The organism is Streptomyces sp. GL_141 (assembly GCF_057834385.1).
The window spans coordinates 3257400-3278751 of record NZ_CM174402.1 but is presented as its reverse complement, the minus strand read 5'-3'; the positions used below and the strand labels follow the sequence as shown (position 1 = coordinate 3278751).

The 21352-nt window shown below is 71.7% G+C and carries 17 protein-coding genes; 4 read left to right on the top strand and 13 right to left on the bottom strand.

Translation table 11 applies throughout. The annotated features are described in order from the left end of the window. Window positions 1-145 precede the first annotated feature (145 nt). The 5 genes from AC3IX6_RS13935 to AC3IX6_RS13915 form a co-directional block, all read right to left on the bottom strand. A complete protein-coding gene (locus tag AC3IX6_RS13935; RefSeq protein WP_489370437.1) occupies window positions 146-643 on the bottom strand; it encodes a recombinase family protein in 498 nt (165 codons plus the stop codon). A gap of 199 nt (window positions 644-842) precedes the next feature. Next, entirely contained in the window at window positions 843-2390 is a 1548-nt protein-coding gene (locus AC3IX6_RS13930) for a recombinase family protein (RefSeq protein WP_489370436.1), read from the bottom strand. A 201-nt stretch (window positions 2391-2591) separates the two neighbouring features. Continuing rightward, window positions 2592-3869: a hypothetical protein gene (locus AC3IX6_RS13925; protein WP_489370435.1), complete on the bottom strand. Its 1278-nt coding sequence runs from the start codon at window positions 3867-3869 to the stop codon at window positions 2592-2594. Between the two features lie 101 nt (window positions 3870-3970). Further along, on the bottom strand, window positions 3971-4204 hold the full coding sequence (locus AC3IX6_RS13920) for a hypothetical protein (protein WP_489370434.1): 234 nt from the start codon (window positions 4202-4204) through the stop codon (window positions 3971-3973). Beyond that, window positions 4191-5579, bottom strand: a complete 1389-nt coding sequence (locus AC3IX6_RS13915; protein ID WP_489370432.1) for a PspC domain-containing protein — start codon at window positions 5577-5579, stop codon at window positions 4191-4193. Before AC3IX6_RS13915 ends, AC3IX6_RS13920 begins: the two co-directional genes overlap by 14 nt. Before the next feature lie 131 nt (window positions 5580-5710). Between AC3IX6_RS13915 and AC3IX6_RS13910 the strand changes: the two genes are divergently transcribed. Both AC3IX6_RS13910 and AC3IX6_RS13905 read left to right on the top strand, forming a co-directional pair. Next, window positions 5711-7006, top strand: coding sequence for an ATP-binding protein (locus AC3IX6_RS13910; protein ID WP_489370431.1), 1296 nt, complete (start codon window positions 5711-5713; stop codon window positions 7004-7006). Continuing rightward, window positions 7003-7698, top strand: a complete 696-nt coding sequence (locus AC3IX6_RS13905) for a LuxR C-terminal-related transcriptional regulator (RefSeq protein ID WP_243333471.1) — start codon at window positions 7003-7005, stop codon at window positions 7696-7698. The genes AC3IX6_RS13910 and AC3IX6_RS13905 overlap by 4 nt, the downstream gene beginning before the upstream one ends. Before the next feature lie 24 nt (window positions 7699-7722). Here the strand turns inward: AC3IX6_RS13905 and AC3IX6_RS13900 are convergent, their stop codons facing one another. The 4 genes from AC3IX6_RS13900 to AC3IX6_RS13885 all read right to left on the bottom strand — a co-directional run bounded on the left by AC3IX6_RS13900 (window position 7723) and on the right by AC3IX6_RS13885 (window position 11645). Further along, window positions 7723-8775, bottom strand: coding sequence for a C40 family peptidase (locus AC3IX6_RS13900; protein WP_489370430.1), 1053 nt, complete (start codon window positions 8773-8775; stop codon window positions 7723-7725). 137 nt (window positions 8776-8912) lie between these two features. Beyond that, a complete protein-coding gene (locus AC3IX6_RS13895; protein WP_489370429.1) occupies window positions 8913-9572 on the bottom strand; it encodes a class F sortase in 660 nt (219 codons plus the stop codon). A gap of 163 nt (window positions 9573-9735) precedes the next feature. Further along, on the bottom strand, window positions 9736-10272 hold the full coding sequence (locus tag AC3IX6_RS13890) for a hypothetical protein (protein WP_489370428.1): 537 nt from the start codon (window positions 10270-10272) through the stop codon (window positions 9736-9738). Window positions 10273-10580: 308 nt separating this feature from the next. Beyond that, on the bottom strand, window positions 10581-11645 hold the full coding sequence (locus AC3IX6_RS13885; RefSeq protein ID WP_489370427.1) for a C40 family peptidase: 1065 nt from the start codon (window positions 11643-11645) through the stop codon (window positions 10581-10583). Between the two features lie 213 nt (window positions 11646-11858). Here AC3IX6_RS13885 and pcrA point away from each other — a divergent pair, with 213 nt between their 5' ends. Further along, window positions 11859-14381 (top strand): DNA helicase PcrA, encoded by a 2523-nt coding sequence (pcrA, locus tag AC3IX6_RS13880; RefSeq protein ID WP_489370426.1) that lies wholly within the window; start codon window positions 11859-11861, stop codon window positions 14379-14381. A gap of 84 nt (window positions 14382-14465) precedes the next feature. Here pcrA and AC3IX6_RS13875 read toward each other — a convergent pair whose 3' ends face one another. Both AC3IX6_RS13875 and AC3IX6_RS13870 read right to left on the bottom strand, forming a co-directional pair. Next, window positions 14466-15989 carry a M23 family metallopeptidase gene (locus AC3IX6_RS13875; RefSeq protein WP_489370425.1) on the bottom strand — a complete coding sequence of 508 codons (1524 nt, stop codon included), beginning with the start codon at window positions 15987-15989 and terminating at the stop codon, window positions 14466-14468. 321 nt (window positions 15990-16310) lie between these two features. Beyond that, window positions 16311-17072, bottom strand: a complete 762-nt coding sequence (locus tag AC3IX6_RS13870) for an esterase/lipase family protein (RefSeq protein ID WP_489370424.1) — start codon at window positions 17070-17072, stop codon at window positions 16311-16313. A gap of 184 nt (window positions 17073-17256) precedes the next feature. On the opposite strand from AC3IX6_RS13870, the gene icmB reads away from it, so the two are divergent. Next, window positions 17257-17664 carry a coenzyme B12-dependent isobutyryl CoA mutase small subunit gene (icmB, locus tag AC3IX6_RS13865; RefSeq protein WP_356516175.1) on the top strand — a complete coding sequence of 136 codons (408 nt, stop codon included), beginning with the start codon at window positions 17257-17259 and terminating at the stop codon, window positions 17662-17664. Between the two features lie 309 nt (window positions 17665-17973). On the opposite strand, the gene AC3IX6_RS13860 is transcribed toward icmB, so the two are convergent. Continuing rightward, window positions 17974-19620: a DUF5691 domain-containing protein gene (locus tag AC3IX6_RS13860; protein WP_489370423.1), complete on the bottom strand. Its 1647-nt coding sequence runs from the start codon at window positions 19618-19620 to the stop codon at window positions 17974-17976. A 219-nt stretch (window positions 19621-19839) separates the two neighbouring features. Beyond that, window positions 19840-21261 carry an SWIM zinc finger family protein gene (locus tag AC3IX6_RS13855; protein WP_489370422.1) on the bottom strand — a complete coding sequence of 474 codons (1422 nt, stop codon included), beginning with the start codon at window positions 21259-21261 and terminating at the stop codon, window positions 19840-19842. Window positions 21262-21352: the final 91 nt, after the last annotated feature.

Below are 21352 nucleotides of genomic sequence, written 5' to 3'. Positions count from 1 at the left end.
CGTCATCCCTGACTATGAGGACCCATCGGAACCTCCGCAGGAGCGCCGCAAACGGTCTGTGGCCTTTCTGGCGCCTGAGCATGGGGGCCGTGAGTGGCTGGCCCCTCCCAGGGCGGTCGAGCGGGTTGACGCCTGCGAGCCTGCCTCAGGTGCTCTCACCGAGGTACCGGTACAGGGTGGCCCTTGAGACTCCAAGGGCCTTGGCGATGGCGCTGACGCTTTCCCCTTTGCCCTTCCGTGCCTTGGCCACTGTGAGCATGTCGTCAGTGATGACTGTGGGGCGTCCGCCAGTTCGTCCCTGGGCCTTGGCCGCTTCCAGCCCGGCCTTGGTGCGCTCCCGGATGAGAGAACGCTCGAACTCCGCCATGGCTCCGATCACTTGGAGCATCAGACGGCCATCCGGAGTGTTCGGGTCGATGTTGGCCAGTGCGCCAGTCAGCACCTTGAAGCCGATGCCTCGTTCTGCGAGCCCGTCCACCATTGCCACCAGGTCGATGAGGGACCGCGCAAAGCGGTCCAGCTTCCACACGCAGAGCGAGTCGCCGCCCCTACGGCCGCCAGGCGGGCCCCTCTGGCTGCGATCTGCCCGGGGTAACACTTGGTGAATGCCTTCCTGCGGACCGCCGGGGCGCCTTCCATTCATCCTGTACAGGTTTCCTGGGCCGCCTTGGCCTTTGCGCCTTGGTGCTGATTACTTCATGAACCACGTGAAGCCTTGGCGGTGTGATCCCGATCTCAGTTCCCCTGAGTTCCGTCCGGAATCGCTCACAGGACACGTACATCTATTTTGAGGGGTTCTCTATATCTACTAGTAGTGGGCCCCCTTCGGGGCCCAGCTGTTGTCAGTGGATAGTGAATGGCTGGCTCAGGTTGCCTAGGTCCACCTCTGCGCCGAAGTCGATGGTATTGGAGACTCCATTGACGAGTGGGTTCAGCCGGACGCTGATTCCCGCCTTGAGCAGGTGACGTGTCCTCTCGGTGTCGTTGCCTTCGTTCCGCTCCCACATGTAGCGGAAGGTCTCCCCAGTGTCCCGGTACTCGTACCTATCCGGCTTGTCCCCCTCGGCCGCCAGGGAGTCATGTTCCTCGTAGAGGGCTGCAACCTCCTCCTCGGTGGACTTCTTGGCGAAGCCGGACGAGTTCTTGCCTCCGGGGCGGATGGACCTCTGGAGTTCTGTTACGTACTCCTTGATTTCCTGGAGCCTCTGCGAGTTATTTGAGCCCTTGACGTAGTGACGTTCGTGCATGGGGAAGTCTCCGATGACTCCCAGCACCATGCTCTCTACGATCTCCCTCACCTTCTCGGCTCGGAAGGCGTAGCCCTTGCCGCAGGACTCCCGGTTGGCTGACTTGTTGCAGCGGTAGACGGGCTTACCCTGCTGCCTCTCCGGGTTGAAGAGGTACAGGTTCCCGCCGCAGCCGCCGCATAGGACGACGCCGCGATAAGCAGTCGTGTTCTTTGTGGAGCGACGGCCGGCGCTGGGACGCCCATTCATTTCATCCTGGAGCTTTGTCCATTCTTCGTCTGTGAGAATCGGGTCTGCCATCCGAATCTTCCCCTCAGAAGTCAGGATCGGTTGGGATGTCCCGTACTTCTTTCCGGGAACCTTCACCTCCTCGCACTTCCAGCCGAGGATGGATTCGGACCTCAGAATGGTTGTGACGGTGCGGCTCCGCCAGATCGGCAGCGGATCACCATTGTTCTTCCGGCGATTGGACATCCTCTCGCCTCCGGGAGACGGAATCCCTCTGGTGTTGAAGTCGTCACAGACGGCCGAGTAGGGTTCTCCGTCCTCGACGACCCGCCTGTACATCTCCCGAATGACTTCCTTCTGATTCTCTCGAACTCGGAGCCTCATGGCTCCGTCGGTGTCGCGGAAGGATTCGTAGCCGTAGGGCGGCTTCCCCTTGGCCCAGACGTTCTTGGATTTGGCGTAGCTCTGGAAGGACTTGACTCGCATCGAGATGTTCTGTGCTTCAGTCTCGGCAATGGCCGCGAACAGGTCGATAATGACGTGCCGAAAGGGGCCGACCATGTCGAGTGCTGGTTCCTTGGCTGATACCAAGAATTTGCCGCCGTGAGTGTTCGCCCATTTGATCATGTCTTGCATGTCGACGACTTTGCGGACGAACCTGTCCATCCTCCAGAAGAGCAGTAGGTCGAATTCAGGTGCCCGATTGTTGAGCCATTCACCGAGTTCTGGTCTCTCGAATGGATGAGACTTGGTGGCGGAGATGTGGGCGTCCTTGGCTACCCCCACAACCTGCCATCCGAGGTGCTGCCTCTCGGCTACGTAGGCCATGCAGTCCTGGAGCTGGCGCTCCAGCGAAGTGGACGCGTCGGTCTCGTTGCTGATCCTGAGGGCGATCAGTACACGCACAGGCTTCATGGCAGGCCACCCTATGACAGCGGTACGCCAGTGACCTGATCTACCTGATGGCCTGGACCCCGCTGGTCCTCGCCGGGGCACCTCTGTGGTCGCTGGACGCCCTGATCGGGCGCAGGCGGCGGGCGGCCGGCTGAGGGATCGGCCCGAGCTGGGGGACCGGCCCGAGCTGGGGGACCGGTCCGAGCTGGGGGATCGGTCCGATCAGTGCGCCGCTCCCAGGTGCCGGAGTGCTTGGCGGAAGTCGTCGAGGGCGGGCCCCAGCTCGCCGACGGCGATGTGGAAGCTCGACCGGTCGATCAGGTTGCCGGCCAGGGTTCGCGTTCCGGCCGCCGGGTCGTGCCGGGACAGCCGGCGGGCCAGGTCCACTCCCTCGTCGAAGAGGGCGCGCACCCGCTCCGCGAACAGATGGGTCTCGTACCGCCAGTAGACGGTGGAGCGGACGGTGAGGACCCGGTGCAGCCGGACCAGGTCGGCCAGGTGCCGGTCCGGGTCCTCGGCGGCCCGAGCGGCGAGGGCGTCCACCTCGTCGCGCAGGGCGTGACGGCTGTCGAAGTAGCGCTGCTTGGTGTCACGCGACCAGTACATGGGATCCGCGCCCGAAGGGGGACGCGGTTCACCGGGCGCGGGCCGGTCGTCCCCGGTGCCGGGGAAGGACAGCAGCACCGCCCAGAACGCCACCTCGTAGCTGCCCGCGGAGTACCGCTCACCGGCGCCGACCAGCTCCGTGAGCAAGGCGAGTGCCTCTTGCCTGACCAGGCCCGCCCGGTCCCCTCGTCCGTGGACGTCGAGCATCCGTGCGTACCCGATGAGCGTGTGGAGATGGCAGATCATCCGGTCGCGGTTGTTTCCCGCCTCGGGGGCCTGCACGCCGATGAGGGTCTCGAACGCGTCGAGGGCTTCGCCGGACCGGCCGGCTTCATGGAGAACGGCGATCCACTCCAGGAGCGACCAGGCGAGACCCCCGCTGCGGGGCCCGCCGGGCAGGTCCACCGTGACCAGCTCGGTCATGGCATCGGCCGCCTCGGTGTACCGGCCTTCCTCGGAAAGACCGGCCGCCCACGTTCTCAGCCCCGTGCCCCAGGGTTCCCCGGCCAGTTCGTCCTGCGCACGGCCGATGGCGAGCATTTCGGCGCGCATGGCGAGTCCTTCGACGCGCCGGCCCGCGCCGTACAGCTCGCGCTGGCACGAGTTGAGGGCCTCGTACAGGACATCCGCACGGGCGGGTTCGGCCGGATCGATGGCCCGCGCCGCGGCCACCGCCTCCTCGCACAGTGCGAGGGCGGCCGGATGCGTTCTGCCGCCCTCGCAACTCAGCTGCTGCAAGGCCCTGGCCAGGAGGGGCAGGTAGGCGGCGGGGCTGACCTGGGCGAGTACCCGGTAGGCATCCACCTTGTCCCGCGGGTAGAGGTGCCCCGACGAGAGCAGCACATTGCGTGCCCGCACGATGTCGTCCTGATCGGCTTTCCGCGAGTGATCCATGACGGAGAGTCTGGGCGCGGCGCAGGGAGCCGGACAAGGCTGTTCCGCTGTGCCCTTCGTCCTACGAAAACACCCTCTGACCTGTCATGATGGGCGTGACATCACCTCCCGCCGGACTCGCGGGTCTCCCCGATCCGGTCGCGCCGGTCGCGGCGCACGGCGTAGGTCACCAGCCCGGCGACGGCGGCGAAGGCGAGACCGCCCGCGGTCATCATGAGGACGAAGAACCAGGGCGGATCGGCCTCGCCCGCCGCGCCGAGGAGATAGAGCACCCCGGCCGCCATCAGGACCAGTCCCGCGATCAGCCGTCCCGGCTGGAACTCATGACGCCGCACGGGTCACCTCCACCTGTCCCACACCCGCGCTGAGGTGCAGCTCGATCGTGCCGCCGGCCTTGGTGCCGGATTCGGGGGGCAGGGTCGCCCTCCGGGTCTCGTCCCGGCTCTGTATGCGCACGTCCTCGCCGGTGTCGCCCGGCATCTGGATGTCGCCCAGCCTGATCGTCGCCACCGTCTTCGCGGTGACCTCTCTCGGGAGGATCACCCGCAGCCGGCCCGCGTCGATGGAGGCGCGGACGGGCACGGTGGTGCCCTTGGGCACGTCCACGTGGCTGAGGTCCAGGGTGGCGAGCCCGGTATCCGCCTCGTACACCGGCGCCACCTCGGCCACCGCGGTCGGATGCCAGTCCACGACGCGCCAGTCGGTACTGATGTCCTTGGGCAGCGCGACCGACCCGGCCAGCAGGACGGCCGTGATCATCGAGAGCAGCACGGTGCCGAAGCCGGTGCGGCCCTTGAACGAACTCACCACGAGCCCGAGGCCGAAGACGGCGAGGCAGGCGGCGAAGCCGACCTGAAGGGCGTGGCTCAGGGTGCTGCCCTCCCAGACCGCGGCGGTGGCGGTGCTCCCGGCCAGCGCGGCCAGGACGAACACCCGGCCCCCGATGCCGTCACGGGACTCCCTGGGGACGCGCTCCCCGGACGGCGGAGCCGCCGCCGGGCCGCCGCCGGTGATGACCTCGGCCGAGTCCTCGGGGCCCCACAGGTATCCCGTCGAGCCGACCGGCCCCGTGGTGCCGTCCTTGACCAGCGGATCCCGCCACCAGGACGGGCCGCCGGGCACGGGCGGCGCCTGGGTCTCGGGCGGCGCCGGACTGTGCGCGGTGCGGTGCCCGGTGCGGGTCGCCGCCGGGTACACGAACTCCACGCCCGCGGCGGCCTTCTCCTCGGGAGCCGCGCCGGGCCCGCTCCGCCGGCGCTGCGACCAGTACGCCGCTCCGCCCAGCGCCAGCACGGCCAGGACGGAGAAGACCGCCAGCCCGCCGTTGTCCAGCATCGACAGGAACAGGGCGCAGCCCACCAGTGCGGCGAAGACCGCCGCCAGCGTCGAGCCCTCGACCCGGCCGGTCAGCAGCTTCTTCGCCTCGCTGTCCTCCTCGCCCTCCTGGGGCAGCAGCAGCCACGCGAAGCCGTAGAAGATCAGACCGACGCCGCCGGTGACGGCGAGCACGCCCAGCACGATCCGGAATATCACCGGGTCGAGATCGAAGTACCGGCCCAGGCCGCCGCACACGCCCGCGAGCACCTTGTCGCGCTTGCCGCGGCGCAGCGCAGGACGCTCGACGAGCGGCGAAGCGGAGCCGGCGCCCGGGCCGGTCGCGCCCGAGCCGGCTCCTGCGTCCGGCGGCGGGGAATCGTGTACTTCGGTCATGCGTACATGGTGACGGTCCGCCGACGCCGCGGGCATCCGGATCTACCCTGGCGCAACCCTGATATCCCCCCGAGAGAACTGGGGGGCTGCCCTGATGCCGCGGGCACCGCGAGCGTGTGACCATCGGTGACATGCCCGTAGCAGCCGCCCCCCGCACGCCGTACGCACCGGACTCCGACGAGACGCCGCAGCGCAAGCTGTACCGCAGCGCCGACGGCCGGATGCTCGGCGGCGTCGCGCGCGGCCTCGCCGGGCACCTGGGCCTGCCCGTCGTCTGGGTCCGGCTCACCTTCCTCGGCCTGTTCATGTGGGGCGATGGCCTCGGCGTGCTGCTCTATGCCGCGTTCTGGGTCTTCGTACCGCTCGGCGTCGGCGGCCGCAGCGGCCACCGCTCCTACTTCGACACCCTCCCCGACGGCACCCGGCGGCTGCGCAAGCCCGAGCGGGGCCAGATCCTCGCGCTGATCGCGCTGTGCGTCGGCGCGGGCATGTTCATCTCCCAGGTCCAGGTCGGCGGCAGCTCCGGACGGTACGTGTGGCCGACCCTGCTCGTCGGAGCCGGTGTGGTCCTCGTCTGGCGCCAGGCCGACAACGCCCGCCGCGCCCACTGGAACGCCGCCGCCGGCCGGCACGCCCGGCTGCTGCAGGCCGCCCGCGCACTCGCCGGCGTCGCCCTGGTCGGCGTGGGCCTGACCGTCTTCATCGTGGTCCGCGGCTCCGCCGCCCAGCTCGGCAACGTACTGACCGCCACCCTCGCCGTCCTCGTCGGCGTCGCCCTCCTGGCGGGACCCTGGCTGATCCGGATGACCCAGGACCTCTCCGAGGAGCGCCTGATGCGCATCCGCGCCCAGGAGCGCGCCGAAGTGGCCGCCCACGTCCACGACTCCGTGCTGCACACCCTCACCCTGATCCAGCGCAACGCCGAGGACGTCGGGGAGGTCCGCCGCCTCGCCCGGGCCCAGGAGCGGGAGCTGCGCAACTGGCTGTACAAGCCCGAGGGCACCGGCAAGGACGAGGGCGAGGAGCCGACGACGCTGGCCGAGGCCGTGAAGAAGACCGCCGCCGAGGTGGAGGACCACCACGGGGTGCAGATCGAGGTGGTCGTCGTCGGCGACTGCCCCCTCGACGAGAAGCTGGCCGCACAGATGCAGGCCGCGCGCGAGGCGATGGTCAACGCCGCCAAGTACGGTGGCGACGGCGGCCCCGTCCAGGTGTACGCCGAAGTGGAGGGCCAGACGGTGTTCGTGTCCGTACGGGACCGCGGACCCGGCTTCGACATCGACGCGGTACCGGACGACCGCATGGGCGTACGAGAATCGATCATCGGCCGGATGCAGCGCAACGGCGGGACCGCGCGACTGCGGTCCGCGCCCGACGGCGGCACGGAAGTCGAGCTGGAGATGGAGAGGGCGGCGAAGGCAGCATGACCGAGGACAGCGCGAGCACCGGCGGCGTGACCAGGAGGGTCCGGGTGGTGCTCGTCGACGACCACCGGATGTTCCGCACCGGGGTGCAGGCCGAGATCGGCGAGACCGAGCGGACCGGGGTCGAGGTCGTCGGCGAGGCCGCCGACGTGGACCAGGCCGTCACCGTCATCACCGCCACCCGCCCCGAGGTGGTGCTCCTCGACGTGCACCTGCCCGGTGGCGGCGGCGTCGAGGTGCTGCGCCGCTGCGCCCCGCTGATGGGCGCCGTCGAGGACCCGGTGCGGTTCCTGGCCCTGTCGGTGTCGGACGCCGCCGAGGACGTCATCGGCGTCATCCGGGGCGGCGCCCGCGGCTACGTCACCAAGACGATCACCGGCACCGACCTGGTGGACTCGGTCTTCCGCGTCCAGGACGGGGACGCGGTGTTCTCGCCGCGCCTCGCGGGCTTCGTGCTCGACGCCTTCGCCTCGACGGACGCCCCGCCGGTCGACGAGGACCTGGACCGCCTCACCCAGCGCGAGCGCGAGGTACTGCGGCTGATCGCGCGCGGGTACGCGTACAAGGAGATCGCCAAGCAGCTGTTCATCTCGGTCAAGACGGTGGAATCCCACGTCTCGGCGGTCCTGCGCAAGCTCCAGCTCTCCAACCGCCACGAGCTGACCCGCTGGGCGACGGCCCGCCGGCTGATCTGAGCCCGGGGCGGTCCCTCCCAGAGCTCAGGCGGGGCGCGAAGCTCCGGCCCAGGGCATCGAGTCCACCGGGGCGAGGCGGACCGTGGAGCCGGGGCGCGGGGCGTGGATCATCTGGCCGTTGCCGATGTACATGCCGACGTGCGTGACGCCGGAGTAGAAGAACACCAGGTCACCGGGGGCCAGCGCATCGCGGGAGACCCGCCGGCCCGCGTTGATCTGGGTGTAGGTGGTGCGTGGCAGCGCGACACCGGCCGCGCGCCAGGCGGCCTGGGTCAGGCCGGAGCAGTCGTACGAGCCCGGGCCCGTCGCGCCCCACACGTACGGCTTGCCGATCGCCCCGTACGCGAACGCCACCGCGCGGGCCGCGCGGGAGCCGTCGGAGGGCGGCGGAGCCTGGGCGGCGGGACCGGCCGGGGCGGGGCCGGCCGAGCGGGCCTCGTAGGCCGCCCGCTCCTCGGCCGTCAGCTTGGCCAGCAGCCGCTGCGCGGCGGTCAGCTTCTCCTCGATCTCGGCCTTGTGGCCCGCGAGTTCGCGCTGCCGGTCGCGCAGCTCGGCGAGGCGCCCGGTGGCCTGGTCCTTGAGCTTCCCGACCTCGTCGAGCCCCCTCCGCACGGCCGAGATCCCGGCCGCGTTGCGGTTCCCGGCGCGGGTGATGAGGGCGGCCCGGTCCAGGTACTCCTGCGGATCGTCGGCCATCGCCAGCTGCACGGCGGCGCCCAGCGTGCCGCTGCGGTACTGCGTCGCGGCCAGCGAACCGAGCGTGCTGCGGGCCGTGTTGAGCTGGTCGGTCTTGCGGGCGGTCTCGTCCCGCAGCCCGTCGAGCGCGCGCTGCGCCTCTTCGGCCTTCTCCTTCGCCCCGTTGTACTGGTCCGTCGCGGCCTCGGCCTCCTCGTAGAGCCGGTCCATCTCCGCCTTGACCTGCGAGGGCGTCGGCTGCGGATCGGCGTGGGAGGTGCCTTCGAAGGCGGTGGCGGTGGCAGCGCCCGCGAGGGCGAGGGTGGCGGCGGTGGTGCGTACGGTGCTCCGTGCCGTGCCGCCGGTGAGCGGGCGCTGCCTGGGCTTTCGATGACTGGCCACGAGGGCCTCACGTCCTTCCTCCATCGGTGCTTGGGGGAGGACGCTAGACCCGAAGGTAACGGGCAGATGACGAGATGATCGAAAGTGGCGGTACGTCACCGGACCTGGCGGGTCGGGTGCCCGTCGATGGCCGTCCGCTATCCACGGATGTCCGTCAGGCGGGCGAAGACGACCACGTTGCCGTCGTAGCCCCCCTTCTTCGAGAAGCCGCCGCCGCAGGTGATCACGCGGAGCTCCGGAGCGCCCTTGGGGCCGTAGACCCGCGCCGCCGGAAAGTCGTTCTTGCCGACGACCTCGATGCCGTACACCGTGAACACGGCGGTACGGCCGTCCTGTCGGTCCACCTCGATGTGCTGGCCCCGCTGGAGCGAGCCGAGCGTGTAGAAGACGGCCGGACCCTGGTTGTTGTCCACGTGGCCGTCGATCACCGTGGTGCCCCGGGTGCCCGGGGCGGGGGAGCCCTCGTACCAGCCGGCCAGGTTCCGGTCCTGCGGCGGCGGGGCGTCCACCCAGCCCTCGGAGTCGAGTCCGACCCGGGTGACCGGGGCGTCGACCTGTACGGCGGGAATCCGGATCCGGGTCGGCGGGGAGGGCTTCAGCGGCTGCGGGGACGGCGGCAGGCGGCGGGCGGCCTCGTCGTGCGCGGGGTCGCTGACCAGGGAGGCGGCCTGCGCGGGCTGCGGCGGACCGCCGTTCAGTTCGAGCCCGTTGGTGAGGAGGAACGTGCCGCTGAGGGCGACCACGGCAACGACGCCCCAGCCGCCGCGAGGCTTCGTACGCTCCTGGGGGCGGGGCATGATGCGCGCTCCTTCCGTGCTGCCGGGGGGTTCCGGGCGGGTACTGGACCGGGCCCGTCCGGTCGCCAGGGGCGGGTCGGACGGGCCCGGCTGTCAGGGGGCTGCTGTCAGGGAGCAGCGGTCGGACCACCGATCGGGAGACCAGCGGTCAGGGGGCCGGCCGTCATGCGTGGTCGCCCGACCGGCGGCGCATCAGGAACACGCCGCCGCCGAGCGCACCGGCCAGCAGCGCGGAACCGGCCGCGATCTCGGTGCCGTTCAGGCCTCCGGCGCCGCCGCCGAGACCGGCCTTGACGCCCTTGGAGGGAGTGGCGGGCGTGGAGGGCGTGGGCGTGCCGGTGCCGGTCGAGTGGCCCGCGACCGTGAGGGTGGTCGTGCCCTTCTCGCCTTTGCACTCGAAGGTGACCTCGTACTGGGCACCCGGCTTGGCGTCCGCGTCCACCGTGGCGGTGGCGGGCTTGCCCTCGTTGAGCTCGACCGCGTCGAAGATGCCGGAGGAGGCCTTGACCAGCGGCTCCTGGCAACCGGTGGCGTTCAGCGTGACGGTGCCGCCCGCGGCGACGGTGGTGGGGGAAACGGTGAAACCGAAGGACGTGACGTTGGGCGTGGTCCCGCCGTCAGTGGCCGACGCCATCGGCGCGGCCAGCGCGAAGGCGCCGGTGGACAGCAGGGCTACGGACGCGACACGTATGGAACGCATGGTGAATCCTCCGGGTCCCCGAGGCGCAGCCGCGAACTATTTGTCCGCAAAAGGCAGGAAATGCTCCTCGATGTGCTCGACGCTAGGTCCGGTTGGCGGAACCTGCGAATCGAACGGCACGAACGGACCAACGGAGAGAGTGAGTTGGCGGGCGCCCCGCCAACTCCTCTGATACGGACGGTGAGCGCCACGCCGGAGGGCCCGGCGCACGGTGGCGCTGAGTGACGGACACGCCGACGGACACGCCGACGGACACGCCGACGGACACGCCGACGGGGCGGCCAACGGAAAGGCCCGCGCTGCCGAGTTCACCCGGGCCGGACGCTCCCGTAGATGGGCTGGTAGTACACCGAGTCCTCGCGGACGGACGCCCCAGGGCGCGGGGCGTGGATCATGCGGCCGCCGCCGATGTAGATCCCGACGTGGCTGATGTCCGCGTAGAAGAAGACCAGGTCCCCCGGGCGCAGCTGCTTCGTCGCGATCCGCGGAGCCGCCTTCACCTGGTCCCAGGTGGTGCGCGGCAGCGTGACCCCCGCCGCCCGCCAGGCGGCCTGGGTCAGGCCGGAGCAGTCGTACGAGCGCGGGCCGGTCGCGCCCCAGACGTACGGTTTTCCCAGCTGGGCCCGGGCGAAGGCCACCGCCCTGGCGCCGGCCGCCGACGCGGCGCCGTCCGCGGGCAGCGGCCCCGGAGCCGCCGGGGCCCGGGGGGCCAGGGCCCGCGCCCGCTCCGGCGCGGTGAGCTGCGCGAGCAGGGTGTTCGCCTCCGCGAGCCGGGCCTGCACCTCCTGCTTGCGCCCGCGCAGGTCCTCCTGCGCGCGCTCCAGCTCCGTGACCACCACGGCCGCCTCCCGGCGCTTGCCGGCCGTCTCCGCCCTGGCCCGGGTGTACTGGGTGAGCAGGGCGTCCTCGCGGCCGCCGAGCCGGTTGAGCAGGTGCGTCTGCGCGAAGAAGGCCTGCGGATCGTCGCTGAGCAGCAGGGTCGCGGTCCCGCCCAGGCCGCCGGCGCCGCGGTACCGGTCGGCGGCGTAGCTGCCGAGCAGCCGCCGGGCCTCGTTCAGCTTCTGGGTGGTGCCGGCCACCTGGTCCATGAGTGCCGACAGCAGGGCCCGCTGCTCCTCGGTCCGCCCGGCCGCCGCGTCGTAGGCCTGGGTGGCCGTGCCCGCCTGCCGGTGCAGGTCGTCCACGCGGGTCCGTACCTCCTCCACCGAGGGGCGGGGCGCCGGCGCCGCCGCGGCCTGGTGGGGGAGGAGCAGGCCTAAGGAGGACAGGGCCGCGGTCGTGACGACCGCGGTGGGGGCGTTCGGATGTCTTCGGGTGCGCGGCTTGCGGTGGTGGGGGGAGGGGTGGGACGAGGGGAATCCGTACGTGTACACGGGCCGGCACCTCCTTCCGGTTGGCGGAGCACGCTAGCGCCGCAGGGGGCGACCCGGAAGGGGGCGGGAGGGGCCCGCAGGGCATATGCCGCCGAATTTTCCGGGTGCGGGACCGGATTTCCAGGGGGGTGCGACCGGATTTCCCGGGGGGTGCGACCGGATTTCCCGGGGGCGGGACCGGCTGTCGGTCCCGCCCCCTAAACTCGGAAGGCGATGAGCAGCCTCTTTGACGACAGCTTCCTGACCGACCTCTCCCCCTCCGACGAGGTCCCGCCGCCGCCCGAAGACCACGCCGCCCCGGAGCCGGGCGCGGACGATCTCTTCGGGGGCCGGTTCGACGCGCCCATCAGCGGGGACGCGTACTACCGCGACGGCGCCCCCAGGCCCGTCATCGACCCCGCGGCGCTCCTGGAGGGGCTGAACGCGGAGCAGCGCGCCGCCGTGGTGCACGCGGGCTCCCCGCTGCTCATCGTGGCCGGCGCCGGATCCGGCAAGACGCGCGTGCTGACGCACCGCATCGGCCACCTGCTGGGCGCGCGCGGGGTCCACCCCGGCCAGATCCTGGCGATCACCTTCACCAACAAGGCCGCCGGTGAGATGAAGGAGCGCGTCGAGGGCCTGGTCGGCCCGCGCGCGAACGCCATGTGGGTCTCCACCTTCCACAGTGCGTGCGTGCGCATCCTGCGCCGCGAGTCCAAGCGGCTCGGTTTCACCTCCTCCTTCTCGATCTACGACGCGTCCGACTCGAAGCGCCTGATGGCGCTCGTCTGCCGCGACCTGGACCTGGACCCGAAGAAGTTCCCGCCGAAGGCCTTCAGCGCCAAGATCTCGAACCTGAAGAACGAGCTCATCGACGAGGACGCCTTCGCCGGACAGGCCGCCGACGGTTTCGAGAAGACCCTCGCCCAGGCGTACGCGATGTACCAGGGGCGGCTGCGCGAGGCCAACGCCCTCGACTTCGACGACATCATCATGACCACGGTCCACCTGCTCCAGGCCTTCCCGGAGGTCGCGGAGCACTACCGGCGCCGCTTCCGGCACGTGCTGGTCGACGAGTACCAGGACACCAACCACGCCCAGTACACGCTCGTGCGCGAGCTGGTCGGCACCGGGTACCCGGACCTGCCGCCCGCCGAGCTGTGCGTGGTGGGTGACGCCGACCAGTCGATCTACGCCTTCCGCGGCGCGACCATCCGCAACATCCTCCAGTTCGAAGAGGACTACGCGGACGCGACCACGATCCTGCTGGAGCAGAACTACCGCTCCACCCAGACGATCCTGTCCGCCGCCAACGCGGTCATCGAGCGCAACGAGAACCGCCGCGCGAAGAACCTGTGGACCGAGGCCGGCAGCGGCGCCGTCATCACCGGCTACGTCGCGGACACCGAGCACGACGAGGCGCAGTTCATCGCCGACGAGATCGACCGGCTGACGGACGCGGGCGACGCGAAGGCCGGCGACGTCGCGATCTTCTACCGGACCAATGCGCAGTCCCGCGTGTTCGAGGAGATCTTCATCCGCGTCGGACTGCCCTACAAGGTCGTCGGCGGCGTCCGGTTCTACGAGCGCAAGGAGGTCCGCGACGTCCTCGCGTACCTGCGCGTCCTGTCGAATCCCGAGGACAACGTCCCGCTCCGCCGGATCCTGAACGTCCCCAAGCGCGGCATCGGCGAGCGCGCCGAGGCGATGATCGACGCGCTCGCGATGCGCGAGAAGATCACCTTCCCGCAGGCGCTGCGCCGGGTCGACGAGGCCTTCGGCATGGCCGCCCGCTCGACCAATGCCGTCAAGCGCTTCAACGTGCTGATGGAGGAGCTCCGCACCATCGTCGACTCGGGCGCCGGCCCCGCGGTGGTCCTGGAAGCGGTCCTGGAGCGTACGGGCTACCTCGCCGAGCTCCAGGCCTCGACCGACCCGCAGGACGAGACGCGCATCGAGAACCTTCAGGAACTCGCCGCCGTGGCACTCGAATTCGAGCAGGCCCGGGAAGCGGCGGCGGCCGAGGCCGCCGAGAACGGCGCCCCGCCGGTGGGCCCCGGCACGCTCTCGGAGTTCCTGGAGCAGGTCGCGCTGGTCGCCGACTCCGACCAGATCCCGGACGAGGACACCGACGGCAACGGCGTCATCACCCTCATGACCCTGCACACCGCCAAGGGCCTCGAGTTCCCGGTGGTCTTCCTGACCGGCATGGAGGACGGGGTCTTCCCGCACATGCGCGCGCTCGGCCAGACCAAGGAACTGGAGGAGGAGCGCCGCCTCGCCTACGTCGGCATCACGCGGGCGCGCGAGCGGCTGTACCTGACGCGGTCGAGCATGCGCAGCGCCTGGGGCACCCCCTCCTACAACCCGCCGTCGCGGTTCCTCGAAGAGATCCCGGCCGAGTACCTCCAGTGGAAGCGGACAGGCGCGACGCAGAAGCCGGCGGGCCCGATGCGGAGCTCGGGGTACGGATCCTCGGGCTCGGGCGGGTCGAAGGCCTCGTTCGGCACCTCGCCGGAGTCCTTCCTGTCCTCGTCGCGCACGAAGTCGGGCCCGTCGGGGTTCGCGACGCGGCGGGCCGCCGACAAGCCGGTCGTCGCGCTGGTGGTCGGGGACCGGGTCACGCACGACCAGTTCGGACTGGGCACGGTCATGGAGGTCAGGGGAGCCGGCGCGGACGCGCAGGCCACCATCGACTTCGGGGACGAGAAGCCGAAGCGGCTCCTGCTGCGGTACGCGCCGGTGCAGAAGCTCTAGCGGCGGGACGCGGGACGGGACAACGCGGAAGGGCCCGCCCCCCCTTGGGGGGCGGGCCCTTCCGCATGCGTTGCGTGCCGCGTCCTAGTTCGGGTTCAGGCCCTTGGCGCGCAGCCATGCCTGGGGGTCGACCGGGGAGCCGCCGCCCGGCCTCACCTCGAAGTGGAGGTGCGGACCGGTCGAGTTGCCGGTGTCGCCGGAGTACGCGATCACGTCGCCGGCCTTGACCTTGCCGGAGCGGATCTTGGCGCTGCTGAGGTGGCAGTACCAGGTCTCGGTGCCGTCGGGCGCGGTGAGTATCACCATGTTGCCGTAGGCGCTGTTGAACTGGCTGCGCACGGTGCCGTCGGTGGCGGCCATGACCGAAGTCCCGTAGCCCACCGGGAAGTCGATGCCGGTGTGCACGGACATCCAGTTGACGCCCGCCTGGCCGAAGCCGGCGCTGAGGCCGTGCCGGGCGACGGGGAGCGCGAACTTGGGGCGGGCCGCTTCCTTGGCCGCCTCCTCCTCCGCCTTCTTCTTCTTCTCCTCGTCCTGGCGCAGGCGCAGGTCGATGCGTTCCTGGGTGCGGCTCGCACGGTCCGCGAAATCGCCGGCGTCGGCGCTGAGGGCGGTGAGCTGCGTGTCGAGCTTGCTGTTCGCGGCGACCGGCTTGATGGAGGCCGGGTCGGGCGCGGCCAGGGTGGTGGTCTCCTCGGACGGCTTCTCCGTACCGGTGAGCCCGCCCACGGAGGCGGCGGCGACACCCGCGACGCCCATCACGCAGGCCGAGGGAACGGCCACGGTCAGCAGCGCGGAACGCTTGGCCGGGGTACGACGGCGGTTGCTGGCACCGGCCTTGGCGGCACTCGCCTTGGCGACGGGCTTCGAGCCGGGCTTGGAGCCGGCGCGGCGCGAGGGGCGCGGCTCGGCGGGCGCGGCCGGGGTGACGGGCATGGCCTGGGTGGGCAGATCGTGCACCCGGGCGTCCAGGTCCCCGTCCGCGTCGGCGTACGCGTCATCGGCTTCCGCATCCGCGGGGAGGAACGTGAAGACGGCGGTCTCGGTGTAGGCCGTCTCGCCCTCGGGCGAGGGCGCGGGCGCGGCGTAGGCCTCGTACCCGTAGTCGTAGGCGTACTGCTGCTCGTGGGCCTGCGCCTGCGCCGGCTCCGGGACGTGCTGCGACTGCGGCTGCTGCTGCGGCTGCTCGTAACCGGTGTACCCGTAGGTCTGCTCGGAGGCCGTGTTCCAGGCGGTGGCGTCGTAGGCGCCGGTCTCGGTCCCGTAGCCGGGGACCGACCAGTGGCCGGTCTGCTCGGCGGAGGTCTCGTAGCCGAAGCCGGTGGACTGGTAGTCCATCGAGACGCCGCCCTGGGTGGGGACGGTCGAGAGGTAGCCGTCGTAGCCGGCGTATCCGTCGGCGGAGGGCTGCGCGTAGCCGTTCTGGGGGGCGGTCCACGCCGTGGTGTCGTACGAGCCGGTGTCGTAGGAACCGTAGGCGGCGCCGTAGTTGTAGCCCTGGCCCTGCGTTTCATAGGACGTAAACGCTGAATCGCCAGCGAAAGTGGTGGTGGAAAGGCCGTCGTACCCAAAATCGGGGTACTGGCCCGACGGGGGGCGGTCGTTCACCAACTTCTCTTTCGCCTCGGCAGCGGGGGGCCTGGGTGGCCGAGGAGTGTGGGGTCCTCGGAGGAGAGCAGTGGCGTGACTGTACCCGGCGGTTACACGCAACGACAATCTTCGGAGGCTTTTGTGCTCGGCGGAACCGGGCATTCGGCCGCCTTTCGGTCGGCTGAAGACCCACCCTTGGCCTTGAGTTCGAAAAGCGTTCGAGTGGAAGTCGCTTTTCGCTCCCGCGGTCGAGGCCGAAACGGGGGGCGGCCGGTGAGCCGATTCGGGGCCGGGCCTGGCCGGGCCCGGTCGGAGCTGGTCGGGCCCGGTCGCGCTCCGTCAGGCGACGGAAGCGGCCCCGGGGTGCGGGACGGCGATCGGCCTGGGGCCGTCGAGCGCGCGCCGGACCGCCGCGATGACGGTGGGGTGCGCGGGCAGGGCCAGATGTCCGATGCCGGTGACCTGCACGTTTTCCGCGAGCAGGTCCGGGTGCTCGATGCGGGCCGTCTCGGTCGGGTCCATCAGCTCGTCGAACTCGCTCCAGAACGCCACGCATCGGGTCCGGCAGCCGGGCGCGGGCGCGCGCAGTTCGGCGAGCACCTCGGAATCCGGGCGCATCTGCCGGACCAGGGGGTGCGCGTCCATGAAGCGCGCCACGCGGGTGCCGGAATGCGGGGTCCCGAGCGTGACGAGCGTGCGGACGCGCGCGTCGCCGCCGAGGCGCTGGACGTAGTACCGCCCGACCAGCCCGCCGAGGCTGTGCCCCACCAGGTCCACGCGGTCCTGCCCCGTGCGCTCGCACAGCTCCTCGACGCGGCGGGCCAGGTGCCGGGCGGTGACGCGCAGGTCGCGGGTGAAGGGGGAGTAGTTGTACGCCTCCACCTGCCGCCGGCCGCCGGCCCCGAGGGCGCGGCGCAGCAGGACGAAGACGGAGCGGTTGTCGGTGAACCCGTGGAGCAGCAGCACCGGCGGGCGCTCGTGGGTGGCGGCGGCGGGTCGCTCCGGCAGTACTCCGGTGGGATACAGCAGGATGTGCCCGCCGAGCACGATCGCTTCCAGTACGCCGGCCCGCAGCGCGGCCCCGGACATGGTCAGCCCCATGGACGGCCCCCCCCGTAGGTCCTGGCGACTCGGGACCGGGGCGTCCGACCGCCCCGTGCCGTGCGGCTGTCGGCGCGGAGCGGTGGTACGCCATCCCACGTGTGATTTCCCCCTCGTGGTTGACCGCGAAACGGGGGTGTGCGCAATGCTGTACTTAACGTTCGTTCACTCGGGAGGCAGTGCGATGGGTGTGACCGGTCCGATCCGTGTGGTGGTGGCCAAGCCGGGCCTCGACGGCCACGACCGAGGCGCCAAGGTGATCGCGCGGGCCCTTCGGGACGCGGGCATGGAGGTCATCTACACAGGCCTCCACCAGACCCCCGAACAGATCGTCGACACCGCGATCCAGGAGGACGCCGACGCGATCGGTCTGTCGATCCTGTCGGGCGCGCACAACACGCTGTTCGCGCGCGTGCTGGAACTCCTCGCGGAGCGCGATGCGGCGGACATCAAGGTGTTCGGTGGCGGCATCATCCCGGAGGCGGACATCGCTCCGCTAAAGGAGAAGGGCGTGGCCGAGATCTTCACCCCGGGCGCGACCACCACCGCCATCGTCGACTGGGTCCGCGCCCACGTCCGCCAGCCGGCCTAGCCCCGGAGCGGCGCCGCTCAGGGGTCCGGCCCCTCGCTCCTCAAACGCCGGAGGGGCTGGATTGGCCCGGCGTCAGCCTGCACGTGCAGTCCGGTGGGCTGAACTTTGGCCCGCGCCGGCCCGTACGACTATTCGGACTGGCCTGCCGCCCTTTCGGCTCGGGGCCCTCTCAGCCGTCCGGCGTTTGAGGCGCGGGGTCCGGGGCGGAGTTCCGGGGAACGGGCGAAGGGTGGGTAGGGGACTTTGCCCCGCAGGGTTGCCCCCGTGCCGTCGGCGGTGGCAGGTGGCACTGTCGGGGCGCGTCAGCGGTCAGGGGGGCGGGGCCAGTTCCGCGTGGAGCGCGGCCCGCAGCCGCAGGGTGGCGACCAGCCGCTGGAAGGCCTCCGACCAGTAGGCCGCCGCACCCCCCTCCTCCACCGGCTCCGCCGCCAGCGCATCGAGCCGCCCCGCCTCCGCAGGATCAAGGCATCGCTCCGCCAGCCCCATCACCCCGCTGAAGCTCCACGGGTAGCCGCCCGCCTCCCGCGCGGAGTCCAGCGCCTCGATCACCGCCCTCCCCAGTGCCCCCGCCCACGGCACCACGCACACCCCGAGCAGCTGGAACGCCTCCGACAGCCCGTGCGCACGTATGAACTCCGCGACCCACGCCGCCCGTTCCTCATCCCCGAGGGTCGACAGGAGCTTCGCCCGCTCCGCCAGCGACGCCGTCGCCGGGCCCGCCGCGGGCGGCGCGGACGCCGAGCCGAGCAGGGCCTGCGACCACGCCGGGTCGCCCTGCCGCACCGCGGCCCGGCACCAGGCCGCGTGCAGTTCCTCCGCCCAGCCCTCGGCCACCGGCAGCGCCACGATCTCCGCCGGGCCGAGCCCCCCGAACCGGTCCCGCCAGCACGACAGCGGTGCCGACTCCACCAACTGCCCCAGCCACCAGGCCCGCTCCCCGCGCCCGGCCGGCGGCCGCTTGACCACGCCGTCGCGCAGCATCCCCGCATCGCATGCGGCCGGCGGCGTCACCCCCTCCGGGCCGACGCAGGCCAGCGCCCGCTCCGCCATCCGCCCGGCCAGGGCCGAGGTCGGCAGCGCGGACAACAGCTCGGCGGCGGTCGCCCGGACATTGCGGCTGCGGTCGCCCAGCGCGGCTTCCAGGAAGGGTTCGTCGCCCGCCGACAGCCCCACCCGCAAGGAGTCGAGGAACATCAGCCGGTCCTCGGCCCGCTCTGTGCTCCACGTGGTCTCCAGCAGCCGCGGCCCGGCAGCCGCCTCGTGGGCCCGTACGAGGCCGAGCAGTGCGACCCGCTCCGCGAACAACCCCTCCTGCCACAGTCGCTCCACCCCCACCGGGTCCGCCGGGTCGGGCAGTTCGCCGGCGCCCCCGGATCCCCCGCGCAGCGCGAACCGCCAGTCCGGATTGAGCCGGGCCAGCCACAGCCCGCGCGTCCCGGCCAGGGCCAGGGCCTGCGGCCTGAGGTCGCTCCGGGCCCGGGCGACGTCCAGCAGTGCGGGCACGAGCGAAGCCGGTGCCCGGTACCCGTGGTGTCCGGCGGCGGCCAGCCACTGCGGCAGCAGCTCCGTCAGATCCGGGGCGGCCCCCCGCCGCCCGCTGCCGCTGCCCGCACCGGCGCGGCCCGCCAGCAGCTGCGCGAGCCGCCGCCGGGCCGGCTCCGGAGGCTCCGGACGCGGGTCGCGCGGAGCGGGCTCGGGCAGGGGGCCCGCCTCGGCGGGTCTCAGCCCGGCCCGGCGCCGTACGGTCTGCACGGCCGCGGCCCCGAGCAGGGCCTCGGGACTGCCCCGGCGCCGCTCGGTGCCCAGTAGGGCGGCACCCACCAGCTCGTGCCAGGTCGCGTCCCCGTAGGCCGGGTCGATCGTTCCGCCGGGCGTTCCGCCCGGCGTCGTGCCTGTGGTCGTGTCCGTCGTTCCGCTCGTGCTCGTGCTCGCGGTCGTGTCCGCGGTTGTGTTCACCGGCTCCCCTCCCTCTTTCCTTCGCGTGTCGTGCCGTGTGCAGGTGGCCTGCTCCGGTCCCGCCCCCTCCGCGGGACCGGAGCAGCTCGATTTCCCTGTGGCACACACGGCCGCACCTACGGCCTCAACTGGCGTGGTTGTCGTCCACGAAAGCCCCCCGGCTCACTCGTCTCGAATACGTCGGCGCCCCCGCGCCGCCGCCTTCCCCTGCTCGCCCGCTCAGTCCAGCACCACCGGCTCCGAGGAGCCCGGCTGCCAGGCCGTCAGCGGGGTGAATCCGCGGTGTCCGCACTCGCCGAACACCGTCAACGGCCCGCCGCCCGAGAGTGCGGCCAGCTGCCACAACCCGGTCCCGGGCCGGCTCCCGCCCCCGGTCAGGGGCACGGGCAGGGCGGACATCCCCTCTGCGTCCGCCAATTGCCAGGCCGTCGAGCCCTGTTGGTCGCCATGCCCTTCCCCCTGCGCTCCTTCCTGTCGTCCCCCGTGTCGTCCTTGTCGTCCTCCCGGTATCGGCACCACCGGGCCGAGCACCACCGGCCAGGACTCCAGCCAGGGGTCCTCGCGCAGGGCCGCGCCGTACGCCTCCAGTGCCGCGCCCGTGCTCACGCCGGTCGGCGCGGTCCGGCACGGCTCGGCCGGTGCGAACCTCTCCCCGAGGTCCGCCCGCAGCCCCGCGGAGCCGGGCCGGAAGCGGGCTTCCGCCTCCAGCACCAATCCGACGGGCAGCGCCAGCCCCGGCGGTCGCCCGGGCGGGCCGAAGTCCAGGACCAGGGCCGGCCGCCCGCTCGCCAGCCCGCGCAGCCATATCCGGCGGGTGGTGAGACGGCCGTCCGGTGACGCCGTGTCGTACTGGGCCAGCACGAGCCAGTGGTCCCGTACGGCCTCGCCTTCCGTCCGGGGCTGCAGTCCCAGACGGCTGCGGACCGTCGCGGCCAGCGGCTCCGGCAGTCCGGAAACGCCCAGCCAGGCCCGGTCCAGCAGGTGCAGCAGCGCGGCCTCCTCAAGCATCCGGGCGGGCCAGCCGGCGCCGCAACTGGGTATCGTCCCCAACTCCCGCACCCGCGTGGCCAGTCCGGGTGCCTGGGCGTCGACCATCCGGGCGGCGGTCTCCTCCCAGGCCGCGTATCCCGCCCGCTCCTGACCGGCGAGGCCGCCGCGGACCAGGTCCGCGAGCCGCTGTTCCAGCTCGGTGACGCCCGCGCCGATCCGGGCCGCCCGCCGCTCGGCCCGCTTGCGGGCTCCGTCCGCGTCGGCCGGTCCGGTCCGGCCGGAGCCGTCGGCTGCGGGCCGCGCGGCCTTCGCCGCCCGCTCCGCGAGCCACTCGTCCGCCCAGTCCGGAGCCCCGGCCGGGGTGGCGAGCCCCTCCGCGGCCCAGAGCAGCAGCAGGCCCAGCGCGTGCTTGCACGGGAACTTCCGGCTCGGGCAGGAGCACTTGTACGCCGGCCCGGACAGGTCGACGACCGTCCGGTACGGCGTGCTGCCGCTGCCCTTGCACAACCCCCACACCGCACCGGAAGCGGAACCTCCGGTTTGTGACCACGGCCCCGCCGCGCCGAGCTTGGCCCCCGCCTTGCGTGAGGCGTCGTCAGGAGCCAGAGCCAGTACCTGTTCCGCTGTCCAGCGGACCCCCTGCTCAGTCATGTGTTCCACCGTAGAGACCCCCACTGACAATCGCTCTGACCTGCAACAACGCAGCTCCTGTGGGGCGTTGTCAGTGGTCGGGTGCATCGTG